The organism is Undibacterium sp. GW821-FHT11B02 (assembly GCF_058808955.1).
The window spans coordinates 288,080-313,013 of sequence record NZ_JBXASD010000006.1; the positions used below are offsets into that span (position 1 = coordinate 288,080).

The 24,934-nt window shown below is 58.7% G+C and carries 21 protein-coding genes; 6 read left to right on the forward strand and 15 right to left on the reverse strand.

Going from position 1 to position 24,934, the window contains the following annotated elements; all coding sequences use genetic code 11:
* Positions 1-5 precede the first annotated feature (5 nt).
* The 6 genes from AC1RVX_RS14815 to AC1RVX_RS14840 all read right to left on the reverse strand — a co-directional run bounded on the left by AC1RVX_RS14815 (position 6) and on the right by AC1RVX_RS14840 (position 7,324).
* Positions 6-2,558: a glycoside hydrolase family 2 protein gene (locus tag AC1RVX_RS14815; protein WP_493217359.1), complete on the reverse strand. Its 2,553-nt coding sequence runs from the start codon at positions 2,556-2,558 to the stop codon at positions 6-8.
* A complete protein-coding gene (locus AC1RVX_RS14820; RefSeq protein ID WP_493217360.1) occupies positions 2,527-3,513 on the reverse strand; it encodes a DUF1839 family protein in 987 nt (328 codons plus the stop codon). The genes AC1RVX_RS14815 and AC1RVX_RS14820 overlap by 32 nt, the downstream gene beginning before the upstream one ends.
* Before the next feature lie 7 nt (positions 3,514-3,520).
* Positions 3,521-4,432: an amino acid--[acyl-carrier-protein] ligase gene (locus AC1RVX_RS14825; protein ID WP_493217361.1), complete on the reverse strand. Its 912-nt coding sequence runs from the start codon at positions 4,430-4,432 to the stop codon at positions 3,521-3,523.
* Between the two features lie 12 nt (positions 4,433-4,444).
* On the reverse strand, positions 4,445-5,611 hold the full coding sequence (locus AC1RVX_RS14830) for an acyl-CoA dehydrogenase family protein (protein WP_493217362.1): 1,167 nt from the start codon (positions 5,609-5,611) through the stop codon (positions 4,445-4,447).
* A gap of 1 nt (position 5,612) precedes the next feature.
* On the reverse strand, positions 5,613-5,852 hold the full coding sequence (locus AC1RVX_RS14835) for an acyl carrier protein (protein WP_493217363.1): 240 nt from the start codon (positions 5,850-5,852) through the stop codon (positions 5,613-5,615).
* 269 nt (positions 5,853-6,121) lie between these two features.
* Positions 6,122-7,324: an ABC transporter substrate-binding protein gene (locus tag AC1RVX_RS14840; RefSeq protein WP_493217364.1), complete on the reverse strand. Its 1,203-nt coding sequence runs from the start codon at positions 7,322-7,324 to the stop codon at positions 6,122-6,124.
* A 265-nt stretch (positions 7,325-7,589) separates the two neighbouring features.
* Here AC1RVX_RS14840 and AC1RVX_RS14845 point away from each other — a divergent pair, with 265 nt between their 5' ends.
* A complete protein-coding gene (locus AC1RVX_RS14845) occupies positions 7,590-8,426 on the forward strand; it encodes an SIR2 family NAD-dependent protein deacylase (protein WP_493217365.1) in 837 nt (278 codons plus the stop codon).
* A 169-nt stretch (positions 8,427-8,595) separates the two neighbouring features.
* On the opposite strand, the gene AC1RVX_RS14850 is transcribed toward AC1RVX_RS14845, so the two are convergent.
* The gene (locus AC1RVX_RS14850) at positions 8,596-9,645 is read right to left on the reverse strand and encodes an alpha-D-ribose 1-methylphosphonate 5-triphosphate diphosphatase (protein ID WP_493217366.1); all 1,050 of its coding nucleotides are present in this window, start codon (positions 9,643-9,645) and stop codon (positions 8,596-8,598) included.
* Between the two features lie 369 nt (positions 9,646-10,014).
* On the reverse strand, positions 10,015-10,956 hold the full coding sequence (locus AC1RVX_RS14855; RefSeq protein WP_493217367.1) for a LysR family transcriptional regulator: 942 nt from the start codon (positions 10,954-10,956) through the stop codon (positions 10,015-10,017).
* 124 nt (positions 10,957-11,080) lie between these two features.
* Here AC1RVX_RS14855 and AC1RVX_RS14860 point away from each other — a divergent pair, with 124 nt between their 5' ends.
* Genes AC1RVX_RS14860 through AC1RVX_RS14880 form a run of 5 tightly spaced genes read left to right on the forward strand, consistent with a single transcriptional unit; the run spans position 11,081 to position 16,796 of the window.
* Entirely contained in the window at positions 11,081-11,932 is an 852-nt protein-coding gene (locus AC1RVX_RS14860) for an aldo/keto reductase (RefSeq protein WP_493217368.1), read from the forward strand.
* A 7-nt stretch (positions 11,933-11,939) separates the two neighbouring features.
* A complete protein-coding gene (locus tag AC1RVX_RS14865; protein WP_493217369.1) occupies positions 11,940-13,370 on the forward strand; it encodes an MFS transporter in 1,431 nt (476 codons plus the stop codon).
* On the forward strand, positions 13,367-14,551 hold the full coding sequence (locus AC1RVX_RS14870; protein ID WP_493217370.1) for a (R)-mandelonitrile lyase: 1,185 nt from the start codon (positions 13,367-13,369) through the stop codon (positions 14,549-14,551). Before AC1RVX_RS14865 ends, AC1RVX_RS14870 begins: the two co-directional genes overlap by 4 nt.
* Before the next feature lie 2 nt (positions 14,552-14,553).
* The gene (locus AC1RVX_RS14875) at positions 14,554-15,639 is read left to right on the forward strand and encodes an alpha/beta hydrolase (RefSeq protein ID WP_493217371.1); all 1,086 of its coding nucleotides are present in this window, start codon (positions 14,554-14,556) and stop codon (positions 15,637-15,639) included.
* A 56-nt stretch (positions 15,640-15,695) separates the two neighbouring features.
* Positions 15,696-16,796 carry an alpha/beta hydrolase gene (locus AC1RVX_RS14880; protein ID WP_493217372.1) on the forward strand — a complete coding sequence of 367 codons (1,101 nt, stop codon included), beginning with the start codon at positions 15,696-15,698 and terminating at the stop codon, positions 16,794-16,796.
* A 244-nt stretch (positions 16,797-17,040) separates the two neighbouring features.
* Here the strand turns inward: AC1RVX_RS14880 and AC1RVX_RS14885 are convergent, their stop codons facing one another.
* Genes AC1RVX_RS14885 through trbE form a run of 7 tightly spaced genes read right to left on the reverse strand, consistent with a single transcriptional unit; the run spans position 17,041 to position 24,923 of the window.
* Positions 17,041-17,310 (reverse strand): DUF2274 domain-containing protein, encoded by a 270-nt coding sequence (locus tag AC1RVX_RS14885; protein WP_493217373.1) that lies wholly within the window; start codon positions 17,308-17,310, stop codon positions 17,041-17,043.
* Positions 17,307-18,623: a TraB/TrbI/VirB10 family type IV secretion system protein gene (locus AC1RVX_RS14890; protein ID WP_493217374.1), complete on the reverse strand. Its 1,317-nt coding sequence runs from the start codon at positions 18,621-18,623 to the stop codon at positions 17,307-17,309. Before AC1RVX_RS14890 ends, AC1RVX_RS14885 begins: the two co-directional genes overlap by 4 nt.
* A 2-nt stretch (positions 18,624-18,625) precedes the next feature.
* Positions 18,626-19,585: a P-type conjugative transfer protein TrbG gene (trbG, locus tag AC1RVX_RS14895; protein WP_493217546.1), complete on the reverse strand. Its 960-nt coding sequence runs from the start codon at positions 19,583-19,585 to the stop codon at positions 18,626-18,628.
* A 50-nt stretch (positions 19,586-19,635) separates the two neighbouring features.
* Complete coding sequence (trbF, locus tag AC1RVX_RS14900; RefSeq protein WP_493217375.1) at positions 19,636-20,340, reverse strand: conjugal transfer protein TrbF; 705 nt, start codon at positions 20,338-20,340, stop codon at positions 19,636-19,638.
* 12 nt (positions 20,341-20,352) lie between these two features.
* Positions 20,353-21,738, reverse strand: a complete 1,386-nt coding sequence (gene trbL / locus AC1RVX_RS14905) for a P-type conjugative transfer protein TrbL (RefSeq protein WP_493217376.1) — start codon at positions 21,736-21,738, stop codon at positions 20,353-20,355.
* 9 nt (positions 21,739-21,747) lie between these two features.
* Complete coding sequence (gene trbJ, locus AC1RVX_RS14910) at positions 21,748-22,476, reverse strand: P-type conjugative transfer protein TrbJ (protein ID WP_493217377.1); 729 nt, start codon at positions 22,474-22,476, stop codon at positions 21,748-21,750.
* Positions 22,473-24,923, reverse strand: a complete 2,451-nt coding sequence (gene trbE, locus AC1RVX_RS14915; protein WP_493217378.1) for a conjugal transfer protein TrbE — start codon at positions 24,921-24,923, stop codon at positions 22,473-22,475. The genes trbJ and trbE overlap by 4 nt, the downstream gene beginning before the upstream one ends.
* Positions 24,924-24,934: the final 11 nt, after the last annotated feature.

Consider the following 24,934-nt stretch of genomic DNA (forward strand, 5'->3'; position numbering starts at 1 on the left):
GCCCGCTATTGAGGAATCTGTATCCGGATAGTGCCCTGTGCATTCAGCGCCTGCACCTGCCCGGTCTGGATTTGTTTGCCCCCCGTAGCGTGCAGGATGAGCTGCTTTTCGCTTGCGGGGGCCAGATGAAAATAATTGTCGTCAGGCAGCCAGCCTGGTATTTGTATCGCCACCGCCTGTACCATTTTCTGGGTACTCAGATGCAAGATGGCATTGCCATCATCAGTTAGTGTGCATTGTGCATGCAAACCCAGATCAGGCACCTGGGCAAACTGATATCCACCAGGAAAATGAAAATCACTGGCACACGCCTGTGCGTCACCAGCACGATACAGCTGTGCTACCGCCACATCATGTCCGGCCGGGCCAAAACGATAGGCACAGGTGGTATCCATGAAGTGTGGCAGCAGCGCGTAATCCCGCACCTTGACCGACGCATGTGCTGCGACCTGCACGTTGATGCGGCCATGCGCGATGCGGTTTGTTGCATGGCGGTACAGGTCAAGTTCCAGCTCACCTTCAAATACCTGTGCCGTATCATTCACGACATGCAAGGCCAGGCCATTCAAGCCCTCATCGGTCATGAACACGGTCAGCGGTGCCATGGCTCGCTTCAAATAATAATAGGCAGCCTTGGGCTTGCCATGTGCGTCTATCATGCCCCAACCCGCACCTGGCCTCAAGTCACGCCAGAACCAGATCAGGGCACCATGGCAGCCTGAGCCTGCACGCCGCCATTCAGCAATTGTCCTGGCCATGACTTCACCGGTGGTGGTACGTGCCAAGGCCAGATAACGTTGCGGATCGGCATAGCGCAAGCTGGCAGGATCGACCTTGTACAAGTCGGCCATATAATGATCGCGCACATCTTCAAAATCCCAGGCTGTGCCATTGTCGCGTGGTATGCCCAGTTTCCAGGCCGGATGTGGTCCCACTGTCTCACCATTTTTCAACATGCTGTCCAGCAAATCATCATCAGGCATATTGGAAAAACCCAGGCATTCCGAAGTGAAGCGCACGCCACTGCGACGTGCATCTTCCAGCGGGCGCAAATATGCGCCGACGCCAAAATAATGGGCAACACCGCTATCAAGCTGGAAAGGCATGACACCGCCACTGGGGCTGGATGGCCAGTACTGTACGTCTGGGCGTATCTGTTGACACAGGTTCGGCAAAGTCTGCGCAAAGAAATCATTGCGCCACAGTTCTGCTGGCTGCCCCAGCATGGCCGCCTGTTGTTCCACTTCGCTATTGCCACAGACAACGGCGATACAGGGTGAAACCTGAGTACGCTGCAGGAACTGTTGTACTTCCAGGCTAATGCTGGCGGAAAATTCCGCATCGTGCACCGGGTAATCCATATTCGCAAACATACAATCTTGCCAGACCAGGATACCCAGTTCATCACACAACTGGTAAAACTCGGCTGTCTCGTACACCATGGTGCCAACCACACGCAGCATATTCATGCCGGCGTCACGGGCCAGGCACAACATCTGCCGCAGACCGGCGGCTTCATTTTGCAGTGAGATAACATCTACCGGTGTCCAGCAGACACCACGACAAAAAACTGAGACATCGTTCACATACAAATGAAAATCACCATCACCCTGATCAAGCCTGATCTGCCTGAAACCGGCGCGTCCAAGGTCCAGAATCTGGCTATGTGCAACCGTCTGGATATGCAATTCCAGCGCATACAGCGCTGCATCACCATGGGTATGTGGCCACCATTTTTTGACTGCCGGTATGCGACACAGACCGAGAATGCGATAACGATTTTCACCCAGGCTTTGCCACTTCAAGGCTTCTGTCTGCCCGCCTATCTTGATGAAACAGGCAGAAATCGCTTGCAGGCTATGCACTGTCAATTCAATTTCCAGCACACCGTCTTCACCGTCAAGCTTGCTGGTCAGTTGTTGGTCGACAACTTGCACCGGGCTTTGCAATTCCAGCACAACCGGTCGATATGGCCCTACTGGCGCGACAGATGGTGACCAGCCTGGCATGCGTCCCAGCAGGCTGGTACGTATCCAGCGCAATTGCTGTTGTTCCACCAGGCGGGTTTTCCAGCGTGGACGTGGGCGACGCTGCGCAAGCTGAGTTTTCAAAGCTACAAAACGTATGCTCAAACGTCCTTTTCCACTCAGCGTATGCGCAGCCAGATCAACGCTGTGGGTGATGAACATATTATCGCTGCGCAAAATCAGACTGTCGTTCCAATACACTTCGGCATGGGTGGCCAGGCCTTCAAAATGCAGGCAGGCTGCATGCTCAGGCAAATCAAGATCGCAGAAATACCAGACATCGACTTCATCGAAATTGTCTTTGTCATACACAAACTGTCCAGCCGCACGCAGCGCACCGGCAATGGTGCCCGGCACCTGCGCCGGCAAACAGGTCAACCCGGCTGCCTGCAAGACTGAAGGCAAGGTCGAAGGCAAAACCTGACTACCACTGGCAAGCTGTATCGCTTGCCAGTTTTCAGTCAGGGGAATGCGTGTCTGCCTGGTCATATCCGTATGATCATCCCTTGGCCAGACTACGGTCCAGCGCATCCATGCCTTGTTGCCAGTGTGTCGCCAGTTGTTCCAGCAACGGGGCCAGATCCACCGCTTTTTTCCCCATGACGGCTCTGGCGGTTTTCAGCAACAAGGTTTTGGTGAGCTCGGATATGGCTTCAAATTCGGTTGCTGCCGCGTCAAACTGCAAGGGCTGATGTTGTTGCAGCCAGTGCAGGTAATGGGCACCCAGGCTAAAACCGGCCCCCAGTTGACGCAGGCAGGCGAAAGCATAGGCATGATAGGCAGTCATGCCTTCTTCTTTCAATTGCTCTACGTCGTGCAAAAACACAGGCTGGAAAAGGCTGACAGGATTATTGCGCGGGCGTCTGGCCAGGTATTTACACAAGAGCGGTAAGGAGATGGCTGCCAGTTCTGCATCCGTCCTTTGCTGCACATGATCGAGGCGCACGAATTCCGCAAACAAGGGCATGAAGGCCGGGTCATGCGGTTTGTCCACACGAAAGGTTTCGACAAAATCCTCACCCTGCAATTCATGGTAGCTGCTGTTATGGAAATAGCCGAGCTTGCGGTTTTCCAGATCGATTTCCTGTATCGCGATGGTGGTCTTGACGTGATTGCTGCGGTAATCAGTACCTGCAGTATCCGGCAGGTAAAAAGAATCCGTTTCGGTCAATACCAGACGGCCAAGGCCAAGCTGTGCACTGGCATTGCTGAGCAAGCCACGCCAGACATTCAGTTCCTGCACATCAATACCGTACAGCGCAAACAGGTCTTCATGCGGTGGCTTGTAAAAGGTCCACTGGTCGCCATCAAAATCATTGGCGAAGACCATGGACAGACAAGCCAGCGGATTCAAGCCTTGCGCATGCAAGACTTCTATCCAGACATCGATATAACAATTGGTTTCCGCCCAGGCGCGATCAGCGCCGTGCAAGGCATGCGCTTGATAATTACTGGCAAGAATTTTTGGTAAGGCGTGCAGAGTCATGGTCACATCATGACCACAATAAGTCGCGGGTAGCCTGCGGCCAGCTTGCCGGCTGCATGCCATGGGTCTTGAACAAGGCCATGACGATACGTTCCAGGCCAAAGCCCAGACAGGCGGTGTGGGCCAGTTCACCATTTTGCTGATAAATCTCAAACAGCTTGCCGAAATGGTCCTGGTGATAATTGAAGGAGCAGACAGCGGTTGGCTTAGCTTCTGATATCACAGGTACCAGCACTTCAAATTTCAATTGCTGTTCACGCTGATTGGCGGCCAGCATGCGCCCACCACGGCCAAAGAAAGGGTCAGAAGCCACATCCGAATGCGCTGGCAAACCCAAAGACTTTAAAATATCCAGACCACGCTGCAACCAGATATCACGCCAGGTAACCACCATTTCTGGTGTACCTACCCGCACGAATTCACGCACGCGGAAAGATTGCATGCGGGTCGGTTCTGGCGATGGCTCATTTCTGAATACCCAGTTTTGCATATCCACCAAGCGCCCTTCTGCAGGGACGGTACCGCTAAAACTGGGATACACCGGATAGCATGCAGCCGGCGTCAGGCAGACAGCCGTCATGGTTTGCAAATGCGTCCAGGGGCGGCCTTCATGCACGTTTTCTATCAGTTCCTTGTGCTGCGCTTCGGTACCGGTAAAACTGAATATGGTACCGGCCAGTTGCGGGAAAGAATCCAGGTATTCACTACGCTCCAGCACCTTGCGATCAAGACAGGGGGGAAACGACATTTTGACTGCACCATCATCCGCAGCCACGCGACTGACATAATCATCGAAGCGGCGCAACACATCTTCAAACACCGGGCCGCGACCGAAAATGCCTTGCACACCGACGGGGATGATATGACCGGCGGCAACCAGATCATCGGTCAGCCCTTCGGGAGAAAAATCGATAGACATCGTGCACCTCTCCTAATCGTCTTTCAGTACCAGCAGCAAATTGGCATTAGTCGCCAGAATGCGGTCGTTACCAACCATGATGGCAGCCGAATGTGCATCACGCAGGTGACGGCTCATACTGAATTTACTGTCGTTTTTATAGCCGAGTATGCCGCAGATGGATAAGGCCTTGGTGACGATCAGCGGCAGCGCCTGGGTCGCATCTATCTTCAGATTATTCATCTTCAGCGAATAGCCCATCGAAGTCAAAGTACCCACTGCGGCATCGTCTGCGACTGACAGGGCTTCATATTCGGTCAGGCAGGCTTGTACCGACGTACGCAAGCTTTGCATCATGCTGACCAGTTCCGCCAGACGTAAAGCCGTCGGTGGCACGGTGCCGGGATTGGCGCGGGCCTGACCACGGACAAAAGCCCTGGCCTTGTTGACCGCTGCCGCAGCACAACCCATCCAGCAACCACCCCATAATAAGTGGGACACCGGCACGATGGTCTGTGCCGACATGTCACCAAAGGGTACATCGATGATCTGCGCGACATCACCGGTCGAACTCATCAGGAAAGGTGGGCTGCAGGTACCGCGCATGCCCATGGTATCCCAGCCACCTTTTTGTTCCAGTGTGTAATCAGCTTTGCGTACCAGTATCAGTGACTGGTCGCTGTTTGCTGCATCAGGGTTACGTCTGGCGGTCACCAGCAAATCGTCGGCTTGCGCACCATATGAAATGGTGGTCGCATCCTTGATCAGTTTAAAACGTTCGCCACTGATTTCCACCGCACAGTTGCTGCGTCGCATTTCACCACCGACGCCGACTTCCGAAGTCACCGAGGCAATCAGGTATTGATGCGCGACCAGCTCACGCAGATAATTTCTATACCAGTCACTATGCATGGCATGCCGCACGATGCTGATGACCTGTATCTGATGCATGGCAAAAATCATTGCCGTCGCCGCACATTCACGCGCCAGAATTTCGACAATATCTACCAGCTCTGTCAGGCCAATGCCTGCACCACCCAGTTCAACTGGCACGTAGGCACTCAACAATTTTTCACGTTTCAGCGCATTAACGGCTTCGGTTGGAAAACGGGCTTCCTGGTCCACAACATCCGCATGAGGTGTCGCAAATTCTTTTGCCACCAGCCTTGCTGCCTGCCGCAGTGGGGATAAAGTATCCATATCAGGCAGTCAATTCTTGTACGGCTGTGTGTATCGCATTGATGCTTTCAAACACGCTACGCTTAAGCATGCGATCTGGAAATTCAAGATCAAATGCATCTTCCAGTGCCAGCATGACATTCACACTCGCATGTGAAGTCATTCCAGCTTCGTAAAGATCGGCATCGTCAGCCAGGGTATCTATGCCGGCAGAAAATTTGCCATGGTCCTTCAGTACCTGACGGATTGTTTCCTTACTCATATGCAAGCTTCCTTATTCTAAAGATGCCCCTCATCCTGACACGCGTGACGACATATGCAAGCAGCACTCAATCAGGGACTGGGCATGCATGGCCATGCATGCCTGAAAGTGAATAGGATAGCCGAATGCTAACTAAGCTGAAGTTAAATTTAGTTAAGTTTTCTTGTCGTGCACACAGGAAATATTGAGGCGGCAACAGAAGCAGCAAAGCGAAGAAGAGACTGATCTGCATCTGCAAATCAGTCTCCACAAAAGATCAGGGGGAGGATTTATTTGGTGCGTACGATGAGGCTACTATTGGCATCTTCGCGATAGGCATAGCCAACATGGCCCTTGCGAATTTCCCCGATAAAAATCATGTTCTGGGAAATGGCCTCATGATCGTTTTTGGAAAAAGGTTTCTTGTAGCGCGAAATCACTGTGGAGGTAGCATCGTATTTCATATCTTCCAGCGCTGCTTTGATTTGGTCCCCTTCTGTGGAATTCGCCTGCATCAGCGCCAGCGTCAGTATTCTCAGGGCATCATAGGTTTGTGCAGCAGCTACAGCTGACGGAATGGATTTGACATTATTAACGTGTAGGTAACTGGCTGAAAAACTGCTGCTGCGATTGCTGGCTTCATTTTCTATGAAGGTGACTGACATGCGTGCACCCTCAGCATTATTACCAGCCAGTTCTACAAAACTGCGTTGCGACAACGTCCAGGATCCCACCAGCGGCAGATTCAACCTGGCCTTGCTGACACTATTGGCCACCATCGCCGCTTCCGTACTGAGGCAATACAGAATGACGATCTGTGCACCGGCCTGTTTGGCGCGTGTCAATTGCGCCGTCATGTCCTGATCGCCGATCTTGAAGCTTTCTATGGCGACTGGCGTTATTTTGCGGCGCTGCATTTCCGCCAGCAGATTATCCTTGCCAAACTGGCCGTAAGGCGTGTCGTCATGCAATACTGCGACCTGTGTCAGCTTGCGCTTGTCTATGACATCATTCAGTATCACTGCAGGCTGCAGATTATCACTGGCCGCCAGCCGGAAAATATAACTACTTGGAACAGCAGGGGGCATGTATTGCTTGGTCACTGCCGCACCAGTGGCTGCACTAATGATCAGCGGGATTTTCGCATCCTGAAATATCTTGGCCGAAGGCAGTGCAACACCAGTATTGGCAAAACCGACTACTGCCACGACCTTTTCTTTTGTAATCAATTCCTTCGCCAGTGCCACACCCACATCCGGTTTGGCCTGGTCGTCACGCTCGACCAGTTCTATACGTCGCCCCATGACGCCGCCTATCTGGTTGATATCGGCCAGAAACACATGGGCACCACCCCGGATGCTTTCCCCCATGTCGGTGGATGATTTACCGGTAAACGGGCCAATGATACCGATGCGTATTGGTGGCTCTTGCGCCTGCACGGACATTGATAGCAACATCAGTAAGCCAGTCCAAAGGGATGATTTGCGCAACATAGTGTCTCCAGAGTGTTATGTTTTTTATAGTATTTGTTTCATGCGGAGGCCTCGAATAAGAACAAGGCCATACAAAATGTATGACAGTCCACATACAAAGTGCACACACATTTCACGCATGGTTACAAAATGAATACTTAAAAGATAGTTTGCCTCAGGATATACTGTCAATTGGATATATTTCACTCTTACTTACAATTTAGCTGTGCTAGCTCAAACAGACAGGCACGGCAAAGCATAGTGATAGTCATCGTACAAGTAACCCATGCACCCAGTTCATCTCCTTCATCAGGCAGTTGATCTTATTACGCAGGCAGATGCGCTGGTGATTGCCGCCGGTGCTGGCATGGGTGTTGATTCCGGCCTGCCGGATTTCCGTGGCACTGAGGGTTTCTGGAAAGCCTATCCTGCACTTGGTCAGCAGGCCATTCCCTTTCACGAAATCGCCAGTCCATCTGCTTTCAGGCGTCGCCCTAGCCAGGCATGGGGGTTTTATGGTCACAGGTTGGCGCTATACCGGCAAACGCGCCCCCATACCGGCTTCCATATTTTGCAGCAGTGGGCACAGGCCATGCCCCACGGGCTATCGGTTTTCACCAGCAATGTAGACGGACATTTCCAGTCGGCTGGGATACCGGTGAACAATGTCTATGAATGCCATGGATCCATCCATTATCTGCAATGCCTGTTACCCTGTCGCGACAGTATCTGGCCAGCGGCAGATTTCCGGCCGGAAGTCGACACCGTTCAGTGTCAGCTAATAAATACGCCGCCAACCTGCCCCCATTGCGGTGGTATAGCCAGACCGAATATTCTGATGTTTGATGACTGGGACTGGAATGATCAGCGCCAAAGGCAACAATATGCACAGCAAGAAAGCTGGCTGGGCAAAGTATCCCGCCCGCTGGTGATCGAACTGGGTGCTGGCACGACTATCCCTACGGTGCGCAATTTCAGCCAGCGTGTGGTGTCGCAGCACGGTGGCCGCTTGTTGCGCATTAATGCACGCGAACCACAAGTCACTTTCACCCAGGATGTAGGTTTAGCCATGGGTGCGCTGGAGGCGCTGACAGCCATTCAGGCGCTGATGGAAGCTGCCTAAGAACCTGTTCACGATCTTACTGCGCGGGCGCAATCAGAGGCCACGCGGGGTTCATGCGCTGCTCAAAAATGCTCATGTACTAGAGTGCATTCCGCTTTTTGCGCTGCTCTTCATCCCGCTGACGCCCGCTCACTACAGATCGTGAACAGGTTCTAAGCTTTTATCCCACTCAGGCTATCTGCTGGCCGGCCCGCCAGACACCCATAACGACCGGGATATCCTGCAACATCCGCACACGGATAAAATCGGCACGCAAGCCAGGAGCAATTGCCCCTCTGTCATGCAAATCCAGTGCCTGAGCCGGCGCATGGCTGATGGTGGCAATCGCCTTGGGCAAACTGTATCCATCCTGCTGCAACATGAAGGCCGCCTGCAACAGACTGGCGGGCACATAATCAGAAGACAGGATATCCAGCAAATCATGCCTGGCCAGTTCGGCAGCAGATACATTGCCTGAATGCGAGCCGCCACGCACGCGGTTAGGCGCCCCCATGACGATGGACAAGCCTTGCTGCCGCGCCGTTTGCGCAGCCAGCAGGCTGGTCGGGAATTCGGAAATACTGATACCCTCTGCCACCCCTTCGTGTACATGCTCCGCCGTGGTGTCGTCATGTGACGCCAGCGGTATGGGATGGGTGTGCTGACGACACAACTGCACTACTTGTTGACGGTTTTCTGCAACATGACGCTCTTGTCGCTCCCGCAAAAGGCCCAGCATCTGATCCACTTTATGTTCACTCCAGCCTCGTTTGCCAGTCACATAGACGCGATAGTGACTCAGGTCCGTCCATTGTCGCTGCCCTGGCGTATGGTCCATCAGCGATACCAGTTTGAGGCGTTCATCCCGCATAAAGGGAGTGAACATGGACAACAATTCGGGTTCTGCCAATTCCAGGCGCATGTGCAGGAAATGTTCGGCACGCAGAAAACCACCATCTGCTGCTACGCGCAGGCCCTCTACGCAAGGCAGCAGGCTTTGCATGCGTATGCTGTCTGGGTCAATATCGCCAACGGATATGGCATCCAGCACAGTGGTAATACCTGCCGCAGCAATCTGCGCATCATGTGCCAAAATCGCCGGCATGACTGGCCAGCTGACTTTCGGACGTGGCATCAGATGTTTTTCCAGATTGTCGGTGTGCACTTCGACCAGCCCAGGCAATAAAAAATGTCCGCTGTCAAGTCTTTTTTGATAACGGACATGAGGCGGAAATCCCATATAAACCAACAGTTTAGACTGCTTCTGAGCAGATTTAGGCTATGTCCAATTTGTAGACTGGGGGCCACATAGGAGCCTCGCGGTTGCGGGTTTCGGCGTGCCACAGCGGGCAACTGATGGAGTCGACGGTTGCGTCCTCCACAATCATATGCTCATCAGTACGTGAAACTGCTCGCCAAATGCGAACTCTCAGTTCAGAGACTGCGCGTTCGATCAGAATTCAATGATCCCGTGTGACTGAACTACTGCTTCAGCATGCACGGCATCATTGTTCAGTACCGCTAGCGCCCAAGCACTACCTCCGAAAGCGACACGCGGAGAATAGTCACGCCATGCCATGTTGACTGCACTTCGCCTATTTGCTCTCCATTATCTATTGGTCCGTAAATCTCTTTCAGTGAGCACGTACTCCGAATTGTCGTTGAGTCGCTGAACGGCAAGATCAATGAATGCGCGTGCGCGGACCGGCTGCGAAGACCTGCTGCCGAAATAGACGAAGTAGCTGGCATAGTCCGGCATGTGATTGACAAGGATGGGAACCAGGTGGCCCGACCGGATGTAGGGCGCCGCCGTTACACCAGCGAGCTGTCCGATCACTTTGCCGGCCAAGACTGCTTGCAGTTCAAATAGCTCGTCGTTGCTGTACATCGCCGGTACGACCGGCTGGTCGACCATCTGGTCGCCCAACTTTACACGCCAGGGAACCACCTTCCCCGTGCTTGGATGCCGATAGGCGCTGCAACGATGCGCGGCAAGGGCCGCCACGGAATCAGGCACACCGTGCTGCTCGAAATACGCAGGTGAGCCACAAATGGGCATCTGCACCGGGAACAGCCGTCGCGCGATAACCCCTTCATGGGGCGATGGCCCGAGGCGAAAGCCCACATCCACTCGATCCTCCACCCAGTTGCCGATACGGTCATCCAGCAGCACGTCAGGCTGGATACCAGGGTGCATGTCGCAAAACTCCTCGACCAAGCGCCAGAGGATGGGCTGGAACGTCGTTCGGGGCCCCGTGATGCGAAGGGGCCCGGCAAACTCGTCCCTGGCAGATTTTGCCGTTTGCAGCGCGCGCTGCATCGCCAGCGCGGACGGCTGGACGTCCTCGAACAGCCGTTGCCCCGCATCCGTCAGCGACATCACGCGCGTGGTGCGATGGAACAGGCGGGCATCCAGATGCGCCTCCAACTGGGCCAATGCCTTGCTTGCCGCCTGCGGACTGATGCCTAGCGCCAGGGCCGCCTTGCGCAGGCTTCCCAGCTCCGCCGCCTTAATGAAGGTCGTGATGGAGCGAAGCTCGTTGATTGCCATGAGGGCCTCCTGTAACCGAAATTATCATCAATTGTATGCCAATTCATCAACCTAAATGTCACTATTCAGATGTCAGTTCGCCGCCTAAACTTCTTCTCATCGAACTTCCCATGAGGAGCTGCACGTGCAACATGTCGTCTTGAACAATGGCCTTCACATGCCCATCGTCGGCTACGGCGTCTTCCAGATTGCCGACGCCAATGAGTGTCAACGCAGCGTGGTCGACGCCATCGAATCCGGTTACCGCTTGATTGACACGGCCGCGTCATACATGAACGAAGAAGCCGTCGGCAAAGGGCTGCGCTCCAGCGGTGTTACGCGCGATCAGCTGTTTGTCACCAGCAAGCTGTGGGTCCAGGAAACCGGTTACGAGCGCACCCAGCAGGCAATCGAGAAGTCCCTGCGGCGATTACAACTCGACTACCTTGACCTTTACCTGATACATCAGCCGTTCGGTGACGTCCACGGATCGTGGCGCGCCATGGAAGATGCCTACCGCGCCGGCAAGCTGCGCGCCATCGGCGTCAGCAATTTCCATCCGGACCGCCTGATGGACATCAAGGCGTTCAACGAGATTGCGCCGGCGGTCAATCAGGTCGAGGTTAACCCGTTCCAGCAGCAGCTGGAAGCGGCACCGTTCATGGCTGAAATCGGTGTGCAGGTTGAAGCGTGGGCGCCGTTCGCCGAAGGCCGCAACGGTCTCTTCCAGAACGAAGCGCTGCTGGGCATCGCTGCACGACACGGCAAGTCGGTCGGCCAGGTGGTGCTGCGCTGGCTGGTGCAACGCGGGATCGTCGCCCTTGCCAAGTCCGTGCGCAAAGAACGCATGGCCGAAAACCTCGCCATCTTCGACTTTGAACTCGACGACGCCGACATGGCCCGTATTGCGACACTCGACACCAACACCAGCAGCTTCTTCTCGCATCGTGATCCTGCCATGGTCAAATGGATGTCCGAGCGCAAGCTCGACATCTGAGGACGGCATGAGCGTCGTCCCGTCAAGCTCGCCGGCCCGCCATGCGGGCACGGTGCTGGCCATCATCGTGGCCAGCTACCTGATGATCGTGGTGGACATTTCCATCGTCATCACCGGTCTCCCGCGTATCCAGGAAAGCCTGGGCTTTACGGCTGCCCAGTTGTCCTGGGTGACCAATGCCTACACCCTGACCTTTGGCGGTTTGCTGCTGCTGGGGGCCCGGGCCGGCGACATCCTGGGCCGCAGGCGCATGTTCATTCTCGGACTGTCGTTGTTCACGCTGGCCTCGGTGGCGATTGGCTGCGCGCCTTCCGTCACCTGGCTGCTGACCTCCCGAGCCATCCAGGGGGCCGGCGCCGCTGTGCTGGCGCCGTCGACGTTAGCGCTTCTTTCCACTCACTTCGCCGAGGGGCCTCAACGAACCCGCGCGCTTTCTCTGTATGCCGCTGCTGCCGGGGTAGGTGCGACCCTGGGCTTGGTGTTGGGCGGATTTTTCGCTGACCTGGTCTCCTGGCGCGCCGGCTTTTTCATCAACCTGCCCATCGGTGCATGCCTCATCGTCGCTGCACGTCGCCACATTGACGAAACGCAGAAGCAGTCTGGAAAGTTCGATGTGGGCGGCGCCGTCAGCTCGACCATGGGAATGGCCGCGCTGGTCTACAGCCTAGTGCGAGCGGCCGACGCCGGCTGGGGGGACGGCCTTGTGCAGGCTGCCCTGGCTGGCGGTGTGCTGATGATCGCAGCGTTCATCTTCATTGAGCGCAATGTCAGCTATCCCATCCTGCCGCTGCGCCTGTTGACTAGCCGAGAGCGGACTGGTGCCTACATCGCCCGCATGCTTTTCCTTGGCGGCGCCGTGGGATTCTGGTTCTTCTCCACCCAGTTTTTACAGGGCGTGCTCCATCTGCGTCCGATTCAGGCTGGCCTGGCTTTTCTACCTGTCACGCTACCCAACTTCGCGTCGGCGATGGCAGTACCAAAACTGGGTCGCCGTTTCGGCAATGAGGCTTTGCTTATCGTTGGCCTGGTTCTCGGCGTGATTGGCCTCGCCTGGCTTGGCCAGGCGGACGCCGATTCCACCTATTGGGCGGGCGTCGCATTGCCCATGGTACTGATTGGCCTTGGCCAAGGCCTTTTGCTGGCCCCGCTGACGGCTGCAGGCGTGTCCGGTGTCGCTCAGAAAGATGCCGGGGCCGCATCGGGCTTGGTCAATGTAGCGCACCAGCTCGGTGGCGCCTTGGGGCTTGCACTGCTTGTGCTGGTGTTTGCCGGCGCAGCGCCTGCAGCTGCACAAGATGCACCCAGCCTCGCACACCGTATTGCAGTCGTGATGGATGTTGCCGCGCTGCTCCTCGGACTGGCGCTGCTCGTTTCTTGGTTTTTCATCGTCATGCCGCACCGTAACCGGCAGGCTCAACAGCGGACGGCTCTCTCGTGAAATCACTCCTTTGCATCGCGCTGACCGGAGCGGTGGCTGCTGCCGACGCGCAGTCCGTCGGTGCCACCGCAGTTGCCCCGGTCGTCGAAGTACGCCCGGCATCGACCCAGCCTGTCGCCACAGGAACGGCCGACAACTTTACCGGCAATGTGCGCATCAACGCTCCCTTCCAGGCACTGGCGCCGGGCAAGGCTGGCGGCGCCACGGTGACCTTCGGGCCGCGTGCCAGGACGGCCTGGCACAGCCATCCTCTGGGACAGACTCTGATCGTCACGGCGGGAGCAGGCCTGGTGCAGCAGAAGGGGCAGCCGCCACGGGCGATCCGACCCGGCGATGTGGTCACCATTCCCGCGAACGTGCTCCACTGGCATGGTGCCGATCCCAACGGCCCAATGACGCATGTCGCCATCGCGGAAAAGGAAAATGGTATCTCGGTGACTTGGCAAGACAAGGTCACCGATCAAGAGTATCTGGCCGCCGTGAGCAGTGCGGACCTCGGTATCACTGTAGGTACCAAATCCCATGCGTACCCCTCGTCCGAAACCTTGTCGGCCCGGCAGCGCGCCATTCCACTGATCGCGGCCTTCGTGGCGAGCAGTGACATGCCAAGACTCAACGCCGCGCTGAATCAAGGGCTCGATGCCGGCCTGACCCTCAGCGAGGCCAAGGAGATCCTGGTGCAGCTGTATGCCTATGCGGGTTTCCCGAGAAGTCTTAACTCGCTCGGAGAATTGCTGAAGGTTGTGGCAGCACGCAAGCAACGTGGTATCAACGACACGCAAGGGCGTGAGCCTGACCGGACGATTGCCACGGGCGAAGAGCTGGTGACGGTGGGCAGGGCGAACCAGACGGAGATTTCCGGCGGACCGGTACAAGGAGCCGTGTTCGACTTCGCACCCATTATCAATCAGTTCCTGCAGGCCCACCTGTTCGGCGATATCTTCGAGCGTGACAACCTCGATTGGCAAAGCCGCGAGCTGGCGACCGTGGGCGCGCTCGCAGCAACCCCAGGGGCTGAGCCTCAGTTGCGCTCCCACCTGCGGGCGAGCCTGCGCGTGGGCTTGACCGCAGCGCAGTTGCATCAGCTGATACGCGCCTTGGCGGACGAGGTCGGCTCCGAAGCTGCCGCCCGCACGAACGAAGCATTCACACAGGCTTTGGCCGCTGCAACGAAAGGCTGAACATGAACTTCACTCGAACCCTGATGGCCACCGTCACCGCTATGACAACTTTCGTCACGGGCTGTGCGACCCAGCCCGACGTCGCCGCAAAAGCCTCTGCTCCCCTGGAGATCCAAGCGCAAGGGAGCTTCGCTGTCGGCGGCACGGTATCAAAGGCCCCAGGCAATTACAACAACAACAACCCGACGGCTTCGGGGCAAAGCTTCCACGGCGACCACCTGTACGCCTTCTATCAAGTGCCGCTACACCCCAGGCGGTTGCCCATCGTCATGCTGCATGGCGCCTTCCAGTCGGCGCGCAGCTGGGAGACCACTTCGGATGGCCGCGAGGGTTTCCAGACCTTGTTCCTGCGCCGCGGCTTCCCGGTCTATTTGGTCGACCAGCCGCGCCGTGGTCGCGCAGGCAATAGCACTGTGGCGGCATCAGTCGCCCCGGCACCCAACGACCAACTGTTCTTTGACCAGTTTCGCATTGGTAAATGGCCGAACTACTTCGATAACGTGCAGTTCGACCGCAAGCCGGAGACCTTGGATCAGTTCTTCCGCTCGGTCACGCCCAACACCGGCCCTTATGACGCCGGCGTCATCTCGGATGCGATGGCAGCACTGCTCACGAAGACGGGACCAGCGATCCTCTTCACGCACTCGCAGGGTGGCGGCCCGGGGTGGCTGACGGCCATCAAGACGCCGAACGTCAGAGCCATCATCGCATTCGAGCCAGGCAGCGGCTTCATCTTCCCGCAGGGAGAACTTCCCCCTGCCATGCCCAGTGCCGCAGGGATCCTGGCGCCGGAGGCTGTGTCAACGGAGGACTTCGAGAAGCTAACGCGCATCCCTATCGTCATCTACTACGGCGACAACTTCCCGACAGCGCCGACTACCGAGCGGGGCCAGGACAACTGGCGCGTGCGGCTTGCCATGGCCCGCCTCTGGGTGGACGCCATCAACAAGCATGGCGGCGACGCCCGGCTGGTGCATCTTCCCGAGTTGGGTATCCGTGGAAACACACACTTCATCATGTCCGACCTGAACAACGTGCAGATCGCCGATCTGGTGTCCTCCTTCCTCAACCACAAGAAGCTCGATTGAGTTCTGACGCCTGAGCCGCCCTTTCGCGGTCAAGGTTCCACAACATCGGATTGCATATGACCCATAACGCCATCAACGTGAAGCGTCGCGAATTCCTCGGGACCTCCGCGCTCGCCATTTCCTCACTAACTCTTGGAGTGCCAGTAATGACCCATACTACGCCCGCGGCTGCCGCCGACTACAGGAAGAACCCGTTTACATTGGTGTACGGTGATGCGATCACCGCCAATGCGCCGGGTGCAGTCAATATCCACCCTGTGAAGTACCAGCTCAACGGCCTGGACATCGTAGCCAACGTCTACACGCCGGCGAACTTCGACCCGGCGAAGAAATACCCCGCGGTCGCCGTCGCACATCCCAATGGTGGGGTCAAGGAGCAAACGGCCGGCCTGTACGCGCAGCGCCTGGCCGAACATGGCTATGTCGCGATTGTTGCCGATGCGGCCTTCCAGGGAGGCAGCGGCGGACTGCCGCGTTCGGTGGACACGCCAACGAACCGCATCGAGGATATCCACGGGATGGCGGACTTCATCACCACGTACGCTGGTGTGGATGCCGAGCGCCTTGGCTTGCTCGGCATCTGTGGCGGCGGAGGCTATTCGCTGGCGGCGGCCAAAACCGACAAGCGCTTCAAGGCGCTAGCCACGCTCAGCATGTTCAATTCAGGTCGCGTCCGACGCAACGGATTCGCGGACTCGCAGCTTGCTACGATTCAGCAACGTCTGAAACAAGCTTCGGATGCAAGAGCCCAGCAGAGCGCCGGTGGCAAGATTCTCTACTCGGGTGATGCCGATATGACAGATGCGCAGATTGCGGCGTTGCCGTTCGAGATGTATCGACAGGGCTATGAATACTACTGGCGCACTCACGCGCATCCCAACTCGACCTTCAAGTACACGACAAGCAGCCTGCTCGACTTGATGCGATGGGACGCCACGGACCAGATCGCGCTGATCGAACAGCCGCTACTCATGATCGCCGGCAGCAAGGCCGACAGCCTCTACATGACAGAGGAGGCGTTCGCCAAAGCGACCGGCGCCAAGGACAAGGAACTATTCAAGATCGAAGGCGCCACTCATATCGAGACCTACTGGGTACCCAAGTACGTGGAGACCGTGGTAGCCAAACTTACGCCGTTCTACGGCAAGAACCTCTGAAGTCTCGGCAAGAAACTCCGAGCCAGAATCGCGTAAAAATCCGATTTGGATTCCAGCGACATCCACCACGCCCCCTTCCAGCCCCTCAGAGCGCGACACGCGATCGCTGTTGAACAGCTCTTTCTGGTCAGCTTGGGCTCGTTCTCCTAAATCATAAGCCCACTAGTACGAGAAACTGCTCCCCAAATGGGAACGCGCAGTGCAGAGACTGCGCGTTCGAGGAAGCCTGGGGATGCAATTGCGTCTACGGTGATGCTGCTTCTCGCTGGGATAGTTTCTGCGCCACCGGCTTTGATGTCTCTCTTTTCCTGAATCCCCGATCCCCAGTCATGAAGGCATCCAGCATGTGCGGAATCAAGGTCACCGCATCCACAGATTCACCATAGGCTTGAGCATGCAGCGCCGCATAGCGGTCGAGGTCGGCCTTGAGACTGGCTGGGCAGGCGAAGGTCAGCTTGACGCTCTCAGTCTTTGGAAGCGGACCGAGGCGAAGTTTTGCGGTGGATGCGTTCATTGTGGAGCCCCCCGATTGAAGAACAGCGGCTGGTACGGCCGCAACACCAGATCCCGATTGACGATGACGCGCACCGGCAGGCCAGGCCGCTCAGTCAACGTCGGTTGGATATTCATGTTGCGCCGGGTCATCTCCTGACCCACCTGATTCACCGAGTCCTTCAGGCTGTCGCGTCCGGCGATGACCACGCGATCGCCCCCATTACGATTCTCCGGTGCAGCCAACTCGGCGCCGACGCCCAGCAAGGTGGTCAGCGCAGCACCGGCAAAGACGCGATCCCAATGCCAGTCCACACCGTCTTCCAGACCCGCATAGCCCGCAGGATCGGTGCCGACCAGTTTATCGAGTTGGAACGAGGACGTATCCGGCAGGATGACCCGATTCCACACCACCTGCACGCGGCTTTGTCCATAGCTCACCTGGCTGTTGTATTTGCCCAGCAAGCGCGAGCCTTGCGGGATCAGCATGTACTTGCCGGTGGCCGTGTCATAGACCGGCTCCGTTACCGTGGCAATGACATCGCCCGGCAGGTCGGACTTGATGCCCGTCACCAGCGCGGCGGCGATCACCGTGCCTGCCATGACCTGGTACGGCGATGCGGGCATTTGCAGGTTGCCGGAATTACGGGTTTCCGTAGAACCGGTTTTGTTCAAAAATCCTTCCTTCTGCTCTTGCCGATTCTGCACAGCGGTGGGGTCAGCCGACTGCGCGGCGGTTGAAGCCGGTCCGGCCGCCATCGGATCGAAGGCAGCGTTCACCTGCACGGTGGCGGCAGGTACGGCCTGCGCTGACGCGGAAGCGCCAGCCTTCTGACCACTTGAGCGGAAGAACACCGACGAAGCCGCCGCTTCCTCGGCCTGCTTCAAGCGCGCCAGGCGTTCGGCTTCGGCCGGATCGCGGCCAGATGGCTGGGCACTGTAGCCCTGCGCCTGCTGCTCGGCTCTGTGGATCGGCCCGCCCAGATCGCCGGGCAACGGCGCGCCGAGCTGCGGTACTGCGGCAGGCAAAGTCGGCGGCAGTTTGGAATAGTCGGCTGGCAGTTGGTCTAGCCCCTCAGAGCGCGATACGCGATCGACGTTGAACAGCTCTTTCTGGTCGCCAGCACCTTTGCGCTGCGTCGATTGCAGCGACCAGATGGTGCCGCCGAGCACGGCGGTCGCCAGCCCGCCAACGAGGACGGCCAGCATGCGCCGGTTCAGGCGCGTGACCGGACGCGGCTGGGAGCGCAGTGTCACGTTTTCCGGGGCCACCTTGGGCCGCACGTCTGGCACCGCGGAATCTGGGGTATCAGGGGTATCGTTCGCTTGACTCATGGTCAGTTCCTCCGCGTCCCGCTCGCAACCCCATCTGTGCGCTCAATCCGCACCACGTCGCCCTTATCTGCGCCCAGACGCAGTTCAGCGGCGCCGAATAGCCGGTCCACGATGTAATACGGCGAACGGAAGCGGTAGTTCACCAGTTGCCCATCACCTTGCGCGCCGATGACGAACAGCGGCGGCAGCTCGCCCTGCGCTATGCCGCCGGGAAACTGGATATAGACCTTCTCGCCATCGTCAAACGCGCGCAACGGTTTCCACGGTGGATTACTACCCGTGATGGCGTAGCGGAAACGGATTTTTTCCAGCGACAAGCCTGCATCCACCGGCGCAGCGATCTGCGCCGCCTGCGACTGGCGCTGCAAGGCCAACATGCGGTCTTTCGGGTAGTCCCAGGACACGGATGCCATCCAGGCCTTTTCGGTCGAGGTCAACTCAAGCAGATAGGTGCGCCGATTGGTGGTCACGACCAGATTGGTCTTGAGACCGCTGCGCGTGGGCTTGACCAGCACGCTCACGCGCAGACTGGCTCCCGCGCCGCTGGACGTGTCGCCCACGATCCAGCGCACGGTATCGCCAGCAGCGACCGTCACCAGTTCCTCGCCCGGTTGGAGCGACACGACTGTCACCCGGCCTGGACTGGCATAGACCTGGTACAGCGCACCATCGGTGAACGGCCAGACCTGGATCGCATTGACGTAGCCCTCACGGGTGGGCGCGATTCGGGCCTCTTGGTTGGCCCGCGTGACCCGCACCTTCTCGTCGGCCGATTCAGGTGCTGTCTTGGCCTCTAGTTCGTCCGGCAACGGCTTCAACTGCTCGGGCAATGGCAAAGGCTGCGGAACCGCAACCACTTCGATGGGCTTGGGCAACTCCGGTAGCGGCTGCGCCGCAACCGGCTCATCGAGCGTGATGGTCGGCGGCGGCTTGCCCTGCGTGGCGCAGCCCGAGAGCGTCATGGATGTGGCGACCAGTAGGGACAGAAATACGTAAATGCGCAAAGACGGTTTCATGGTTTGGCTCCTTCGGAAGAATCGAGTTCACGGCTCCACGACAACCCATTGACGTAGATGCCCAGCGGATTGCGGCGCAACCGTTCTTCGGTGCGCGGCGTTTGCAGGACGACGGACACAACCGCCGTCCAGCGCTCCAGTCCAGCGGCTGCGCCGTTGACATAGCGGCGCTCGGTCCAGCGCACGTTGAACGACGCATCGCTGGCACGCACGATGCTGGTGATCTGCACCGTCACTGATTCTTTGCCGATGCGAGCGAAAGGATCGTTGGTGCGCGCGTAGTCGTTGAGCACCGCCGCGCCCCGGTCGGTGGTGTAGTCGTAGGCATCCAGCCAGTTCTGCCGCACGACGATGGGGTCAATGGAGAGCGATCGCACCAGCGTGACGAAGCGCCCCAAGTGGTGGGCCGTCTGCGCGTCGTTGGGCTTGTACGGCGTGGCAGCTTCACCGACAGCGCGCACCTGACCGCCGCTGTCCACCTCCACCACAAAGGGCGTGACGATGGACTGCGCAGAGCGCCAGACCAGGCCGCCCGCCATCAACAAGGCCAGCACCAAACAACCAAAGGCCATCAGCCGCCAGTTTTTCGCCTGCACGCGGGCCGAGCCGATACGGTCATCCCAGACTTGTTCAGCGGATTGATACGGGGTGGCTGGCTGCGGCGTATCCGCATAGCGCACCAGTGGACGTTTGAATCGCATGAGATGTTCTCCTTATGAATCCGAGGGGTCGCGCAGGCTGGGGCTGCTGCCCGAGCCGCCGCCGTCTCCACCACGCAACGTGTGGGCGACGGTCGAGGCGGCATGGCTGATCTGCTGGCGACGGTGCAGGCGCTTGGCCCAGGCGGGTTGTTGGGTATCGGCAGGTGCGGCATCGGCACCGCCTTGAGCGGCCGGGCCATTCGCTGAACCGGAAGCCCCGGCACCAGCACTGGACGCCGGTGCATCCGGCCGGATGGCCGCTGCAGCCCGGTCCTTCATCGACTTGGCTCCTGCAGCGACCTTTTGCCCGACCGATTGCGCACCCGTCTTGGCGACGTTGCCCAGGCCTGCTGCCGCACCCTTGAGTCCGCCACCTGCGTCGGCAGAGCCGGCCTGGTATGCGGACTTCGCGCTGCTGGCGGTCGAGGCCATCGAGCGGGCACCGCTCGCGGCCATCTTTGCGGCACCCGGCGCCATGCGCGCACCGGCAGCAACGGCGCTACCGACACCCGTGGCGGCTGCTCCCACTGCGACCGCTGCGCCAGCGGCACCCAAGGCCGTTCCCGCAACGGCGCCGGCACCCAATTGCGGTGCCCCAGATACCAGCCCAGTCGCGATGCCTGGCCCGAAAATCCCCAAGCCCAGCATCGCCAGTGCGGCCAGCATGATGGTCAGCGCGTAGTCGATGGACGGGTCTGCGCCCGGCGGCGTCCGAAATTCGGCGAACAGACCCGTACCTATCCCCACGATGACCGCCAGCACCAGCACCTTGATGCCCGACGACACCACGTTACCCAACACCTTTTCAGCGAGAAACGAAGTCTTGTTCCACAGTGCAAACGGCACCAGCACGAAGCCTGCAAGCGTGGTCAGTTTGAACTCGATCAAGGTGACGAAGAGCTGCACCGCGAGCACGAAGAAACTCACAATCAACACCAGCCAGGCCAGGAACAACACGACGACCACGTCAATGTTCACAAACACTTCAGGGAATCCCGCCACGTCGCTGATCTGCTTCAGGATCGGCGCGCCGGCGTCGATGCCGACCTTTGCCAGCCGCCCCGGTTGCAGGAACTCGGCTTGCGTGATCGTCGAACCCGACGCCACCAACCCCAAGCCCGCGAAAGACCGGAACACGATGCCGGCCAGCAGATTGAAGTTACCGATGATGTAGGCGAAGGTGCCCACGTACAGCACCTTCTTGATGAGCTTGCCCATGATGTCGTCGCCGCCACCGCTGGCATGGCTCATGGCCCAGAACAGCCCGGCCAGCGTCATGTCGATCACCACCAGCGTGGCGGTCAGATAGGCGACTTCTCCACGCAGCAAACCGAAGCCGGAGTCGATGTAGCGCGAGAAGACGTTGAGGAAATGATCGATGATGGAAACGTCGTTCATGGCGTCCCCTCAACGACCGTAAAAATCGACGGTCTGCGGCGTGTACGGCGTGCCGTCCCCGACAAAACGACGCCGCACTTCGCGGGCACGCTCCTGCACGGCAACGATGCGGGCCTGCTCAAGAGCTGTGGCACGGTCTTGCGTGATTTGCAACTGCTGCGCCTGGATGGATTGCCGCGCCTGCAAGGCCAGCAACTGGTTCGTCGCCTGCGTGGCTTGCAGCGCACCCACGGCAGACTGGCTGCGGTTCACCAAGTCCGTCAGCGTCTGCTCGTCGGACGCGAAGTTCTGTACTGCCTGCGACTGCACCTTGGTCGCGGTGCGTAGCGCTTCGAGTGAATTGCGCCAGCGCGAACGCGCATCGGTCGCCATCTGGGTTCCCGAGATGGAGGCGGAATACGCATCGGGGTAGAGTCGCTGGAATTCGGTCTCCATCTGCAACACGTTGAACGCCAGGCCTTGGGCCTGCTGGATGAGCTGGTTCGTCGCTGACAGCGACGCGCGCAATTCATTCAATGCGCTGAAGTCCAGGCCGGTGAGGTTCTTCGCCTCGTTCATCAGCGACAGCGCCTGGTTCTGGAGCTGCCTGATCTGGTTGTTGATCTGCTCCAGCGAACGCGCGGCCGTCATGATGTTCTGGGCCAGGTTGGACGGATCGATCACGACCCACTGCGCGTGCGCGGCGGGCATCAGGGTCACCAGCGTTGCGGCGGCAATGGCAAGGATGTGTTTTTTCATGACGGGTACTCCTGTGGGGTGGATGAATGGGACGGAAAGGACGGGACAAGGTCGGCGGCCCAGCCGAGACCGCGATGGCGCAGCCAAGCCCCGGTAAAGCCGGGCATGCCGGCATCGAGCAACACGCGGTCAATGTCGCGCTGGTCCTGCGGCGTCGAGGCACCGGCAAAGGCCAGCGTGACCGGCCCCAGGTCCAGGTCGAACAAGCGATTGCCTAGCCGGGACTGGTAGTAGTAGTCGCGTTTAGGCACTGCCTCGGCCACGATGTCGATCTGGCGACGGTTCAACCCGAAGCCTTCGTAGATCGTGCGAATCTGCGGTTCGGTTGCCTGTGGGTTGGGCAGGAAGATGCGGCTGGCGCAACTCTCCACGATGGCCGGGGCGATGGACGAGTTCTGGATGTCCGCCAGCGACTGCGTGGCGAAGATCACGCTGACGTTCTTCTTGCGCAGCGTCTTGAGCCACTGGCGGATACGCGCGGCAAACACCGGGTCATCGAGGAACAGCCAGGCCTCGTCCAGAATCAGCAAGGTCGGCGCACCGTCGAAGCGTTCATCGAAGCGCGCGAACAGATAGCCCAGCACGGCCAGTACTGCTGCCTTGCTGTGCATCAGCTCTTCCATCTCGAAGCACTGCACGGAACCCGAACCCAGGCGATCCGAATCCGCGTCCAGCAGCTTGCCGTGGGCGCCGCCGAGCACATAGGGCGCGAGCGCCTGGCGCAAGGCATTCGATTGCAGTAGCACAGACAGTCCCGTCAAGGAGCGCTGCTCCACCGGCGCACCCGCCAGGCTCCCCAGAGCCGACCAGATGGCGGCCTTTTCTTCCGGTCCGACGGTTACGCCTTCATGCAGCAAGCGACCTTCCAGCCACTCGGACGCCCAGGTGCGGTAACCTTCCTGGTCGATGCGGGCCAGCGGCTGGAAGGCGATCTCGCCACCTTCCTCCCATCCTTTGCCCAGGTCATAGTGTTCTCCGCCCAGTCCCAGGATGGTGGCGCGCATGGAGCGCCCCATGTCGAAGGCAAAGATGCGCGAACCGGGATAGCGTCGGAACTGCATCGCCAAGGTCGCCAGCAGAACCGACTTACCCATGCCAGTCGGCCCCACCACCAGCGTGTGGCCCACATCGCCGATGTGCGTCACCAGCCGGAACGGCGTGGCACCGTCGGTGCGCGTCACGATCAACGGCGGCCCGTCCAGGTGGTCATTGCGTTCCGGCCCGGCCCATACAGCCGACACGGGCATCAGGTGCGCCAGGTTCAGGGTCGAAATGATGGGTTGCCGCACATTAGCGTAGGCATTGCCCGGAATCGAGGACAGCCAGGCGTCCACGGCATTGAGTGTTTCCGGGATCGTGACAAAGCCACGGCCCTGGATCACGCGTTCAATCCGACGTAGTTTTTCGTCGGCCGCGCTGGCGTCCGAATCGAGCACCGTCACCGTCGCGGTGACATAGCCGAAGGCGACTTGATCGCTTCCCAGTTCCTGCAGGGCGGCATCGGCATCCGCCGATTTGTTGGAAGCATCGGTATCGACCAGCGGGCTTTCCTGCTGGAAGATGGTTTCGCGCAGCAGTGCCACCACATTCTTGCGCTTGGCGAACCACTGGCGGCGCAGTCGGCCCAACTCCGTTTCCGCCTCGGCCTTGTCCATGCAGAGAAAGCGTGTGGACCAGCGGTAGGCGAAGCCCAGGCGGTTGAGGTCGTCCAACAGCCCCGGCCAGGTCGAGGTGGGGAAACCGCGTACTGACGCCACACGCAGGTGCTGGTCACCCAGCATGGGTGCCAAACCTCCGACCAGGGCGGAATCGGCCAGCAAGGCATCGAGGTAGAACGAATGCTCTGGCACGGCCACCCGGTAGCGCCGGGTCGAGACGGTCGCATGCAGGTAGGTCAAGGTCTTGCTGTCGTCCAGCCAATTGATCTCCGGCATAACGCCATCGAGCAGGTCGAAGAAGCGATCTGTCTCCGAGGCAAACGATTCCAGGCGCTCGCGCCAGTCCACGCCGCCCTGCGGCGTGTTCTCGTACAGCAGCTTGGCTGCGCGAGCGCGCGATTCCTCGGCGGGCAGGTATGCCAGCGTCAGGCGGTAGCTGCTCTCGAAGTGGCTGTGGTCTTCCTCGAACGAAGCCCGGCGTTCTTCATCCACCAGCCAAGACAGCGGTTCGGGAAACTCCGAGTGCGGGTAGTCGGCGGCGGCGCGCCGCTCGGCTTCCACAAACAAGGCCCAGCCTGACCCCAACCGGCGCAGCGCGTTGTTCAAACGCGCCGACGTGGCGATCAGTTCGCCCTGCGTGGCGCTGTCCAGGTCCGGCCCCCGAAAGCGCGCCGTGCGCTGGAACGAGCCATCCTTGTTGAGCACAACGCCCGGCGCGACCAGCCCGGCCCAGGGCAACCAGTCGGCCAGCAGCGCGGGACGCTTGCGGTATTCAGCGAGATTCAGCATGGTGTGTTCTC

Coding starts and splice junctions, on each gene's coding strand:
- AC1RVX_RS14825 (WP_493217361.1), bottom strand. CDS start 4,432: ATGTCTATCGATTTTTCTCCCGAAGGGCTGACCGATGATCTGGTTGCC.
- AC1RVX_RS14855 (WP_493217367.1), bottom strand. CDS start 10,956: ATGGCAATCAACGAGCTTCGCTCCATCACGACCTTCATTAAGGCGGCG.
- trbG (WP_493217546.1), bottom strand. CDS start 19,585: ATGACGCTCTCGGGCTGCGCCACGCAGGGCAAGCCGCCGCCGACCATC.
- AC1RVX_RS14880 (WP_493217372.1), top strand. CDS start 15,696: ATGACCCATAACGCCATCAACGTGAAGCGTCGCGAATTCCTCGGGACC.
- AC1RVX_RS14845 (WP_493217365.1), top strand. CDS start 7,590: ATGCACCCAGTTCATCTCCTTCATCAGGCAGTTGATCTTATTACGCAG.
- trbE (WP_493217378.1), bottom strand. CDS start 24,923: ATGCTGAATCTCGCTGAATACCGCAAGCGTCCCGCGCTGCTGGCCGAC.
- AC1RVX_RS14840 (WP_493217364.1), bottom strand. CDS start 7,324: ATGTTGCGCAAATCATCCCTTTGGACTGGCTTACTGATGTTGCTATCA.
- trbL (WP_493217376.1), bottom strand. CDS start 21,738: ATGAACGACGTTTCCATCATCGATCATTTCCTCAACGTCTTCTCGCGC.
- AC1RVX_RS14875 (WP_493217371.1), top strand. CDS start 14,554: ATGAACTTCACTCGAACCCTGATGGCCACCGTCACCGCTATGACAACT.
- AC1RVX_RS14815 (WP_493217359.1), bottom strand. CDS start 2,558: ATGCGCTGGACCGTAGTCTGGCCAAGGGATGATCATACGGATATGACC.
- AC1RVX_RS14865 (WP_493217369.1), top strand. CDS start 11,940: ATGAGCGTCGTCCCGTCAAGCTCGCCGGCCCGCCATGCGGGCACGGTG.
- trbF (WP_493217375.1), bottom strand. CDS start 20,340: ATGCGATTCAAACGTCCACTGGTGCGCTATGCGGATACGCCGCAGCCA.
- AC1RVX_RS14835 (WP_493217363.1), bottom strand. CDS start 5,852: ATGAGTAAGGAAACAATCCGTCAGGTACTGAAGGACCATGGCAAATTT.
- AC1RVX_RS14820 (WP_493217360.1), bottom strand. CDS start 3,513: ATGACTCTGCACGCCTTACCAAAAATTCTTGCCAGTAATTATCAAGCG.
- AC1RVX_RS14850 (WP_493217366.1), bottom strand. CDS start 9,645: ATGGGATTTCCGCCTCATGTCCGTTATCAAAAAAGACTTGACAGCGGA.
- AC1RVX_RS14885 (WP_493217373.1), bottom strand. CDS start 17,310: ATGAACGCATCCACCGCAAAACTTCGCCTCGGTCCGCTTCCAAAGACT.
- AC1RVX_RS14890 (WP_493217374.1), bottom strand. CDS start 18,623: ATGAGTCAAGCGAACGATACCCCTGATACCCCAGATTCCGCGGTGCCA.
- AC1RVX_RS14830 (WP_493217362.1), bottom strand. CDS start 5,611: ATGGATACTTTATCCCCACTGCGGCAGGCAGCAAGGCTGGTGGCAAAA.
- trbJ (WP_493217377.1), bottom strand. CDS start 22,476: ATGAAAAAACACATCCTTGCCATTGCCGCCGCAACGCTGGTGACCCTG.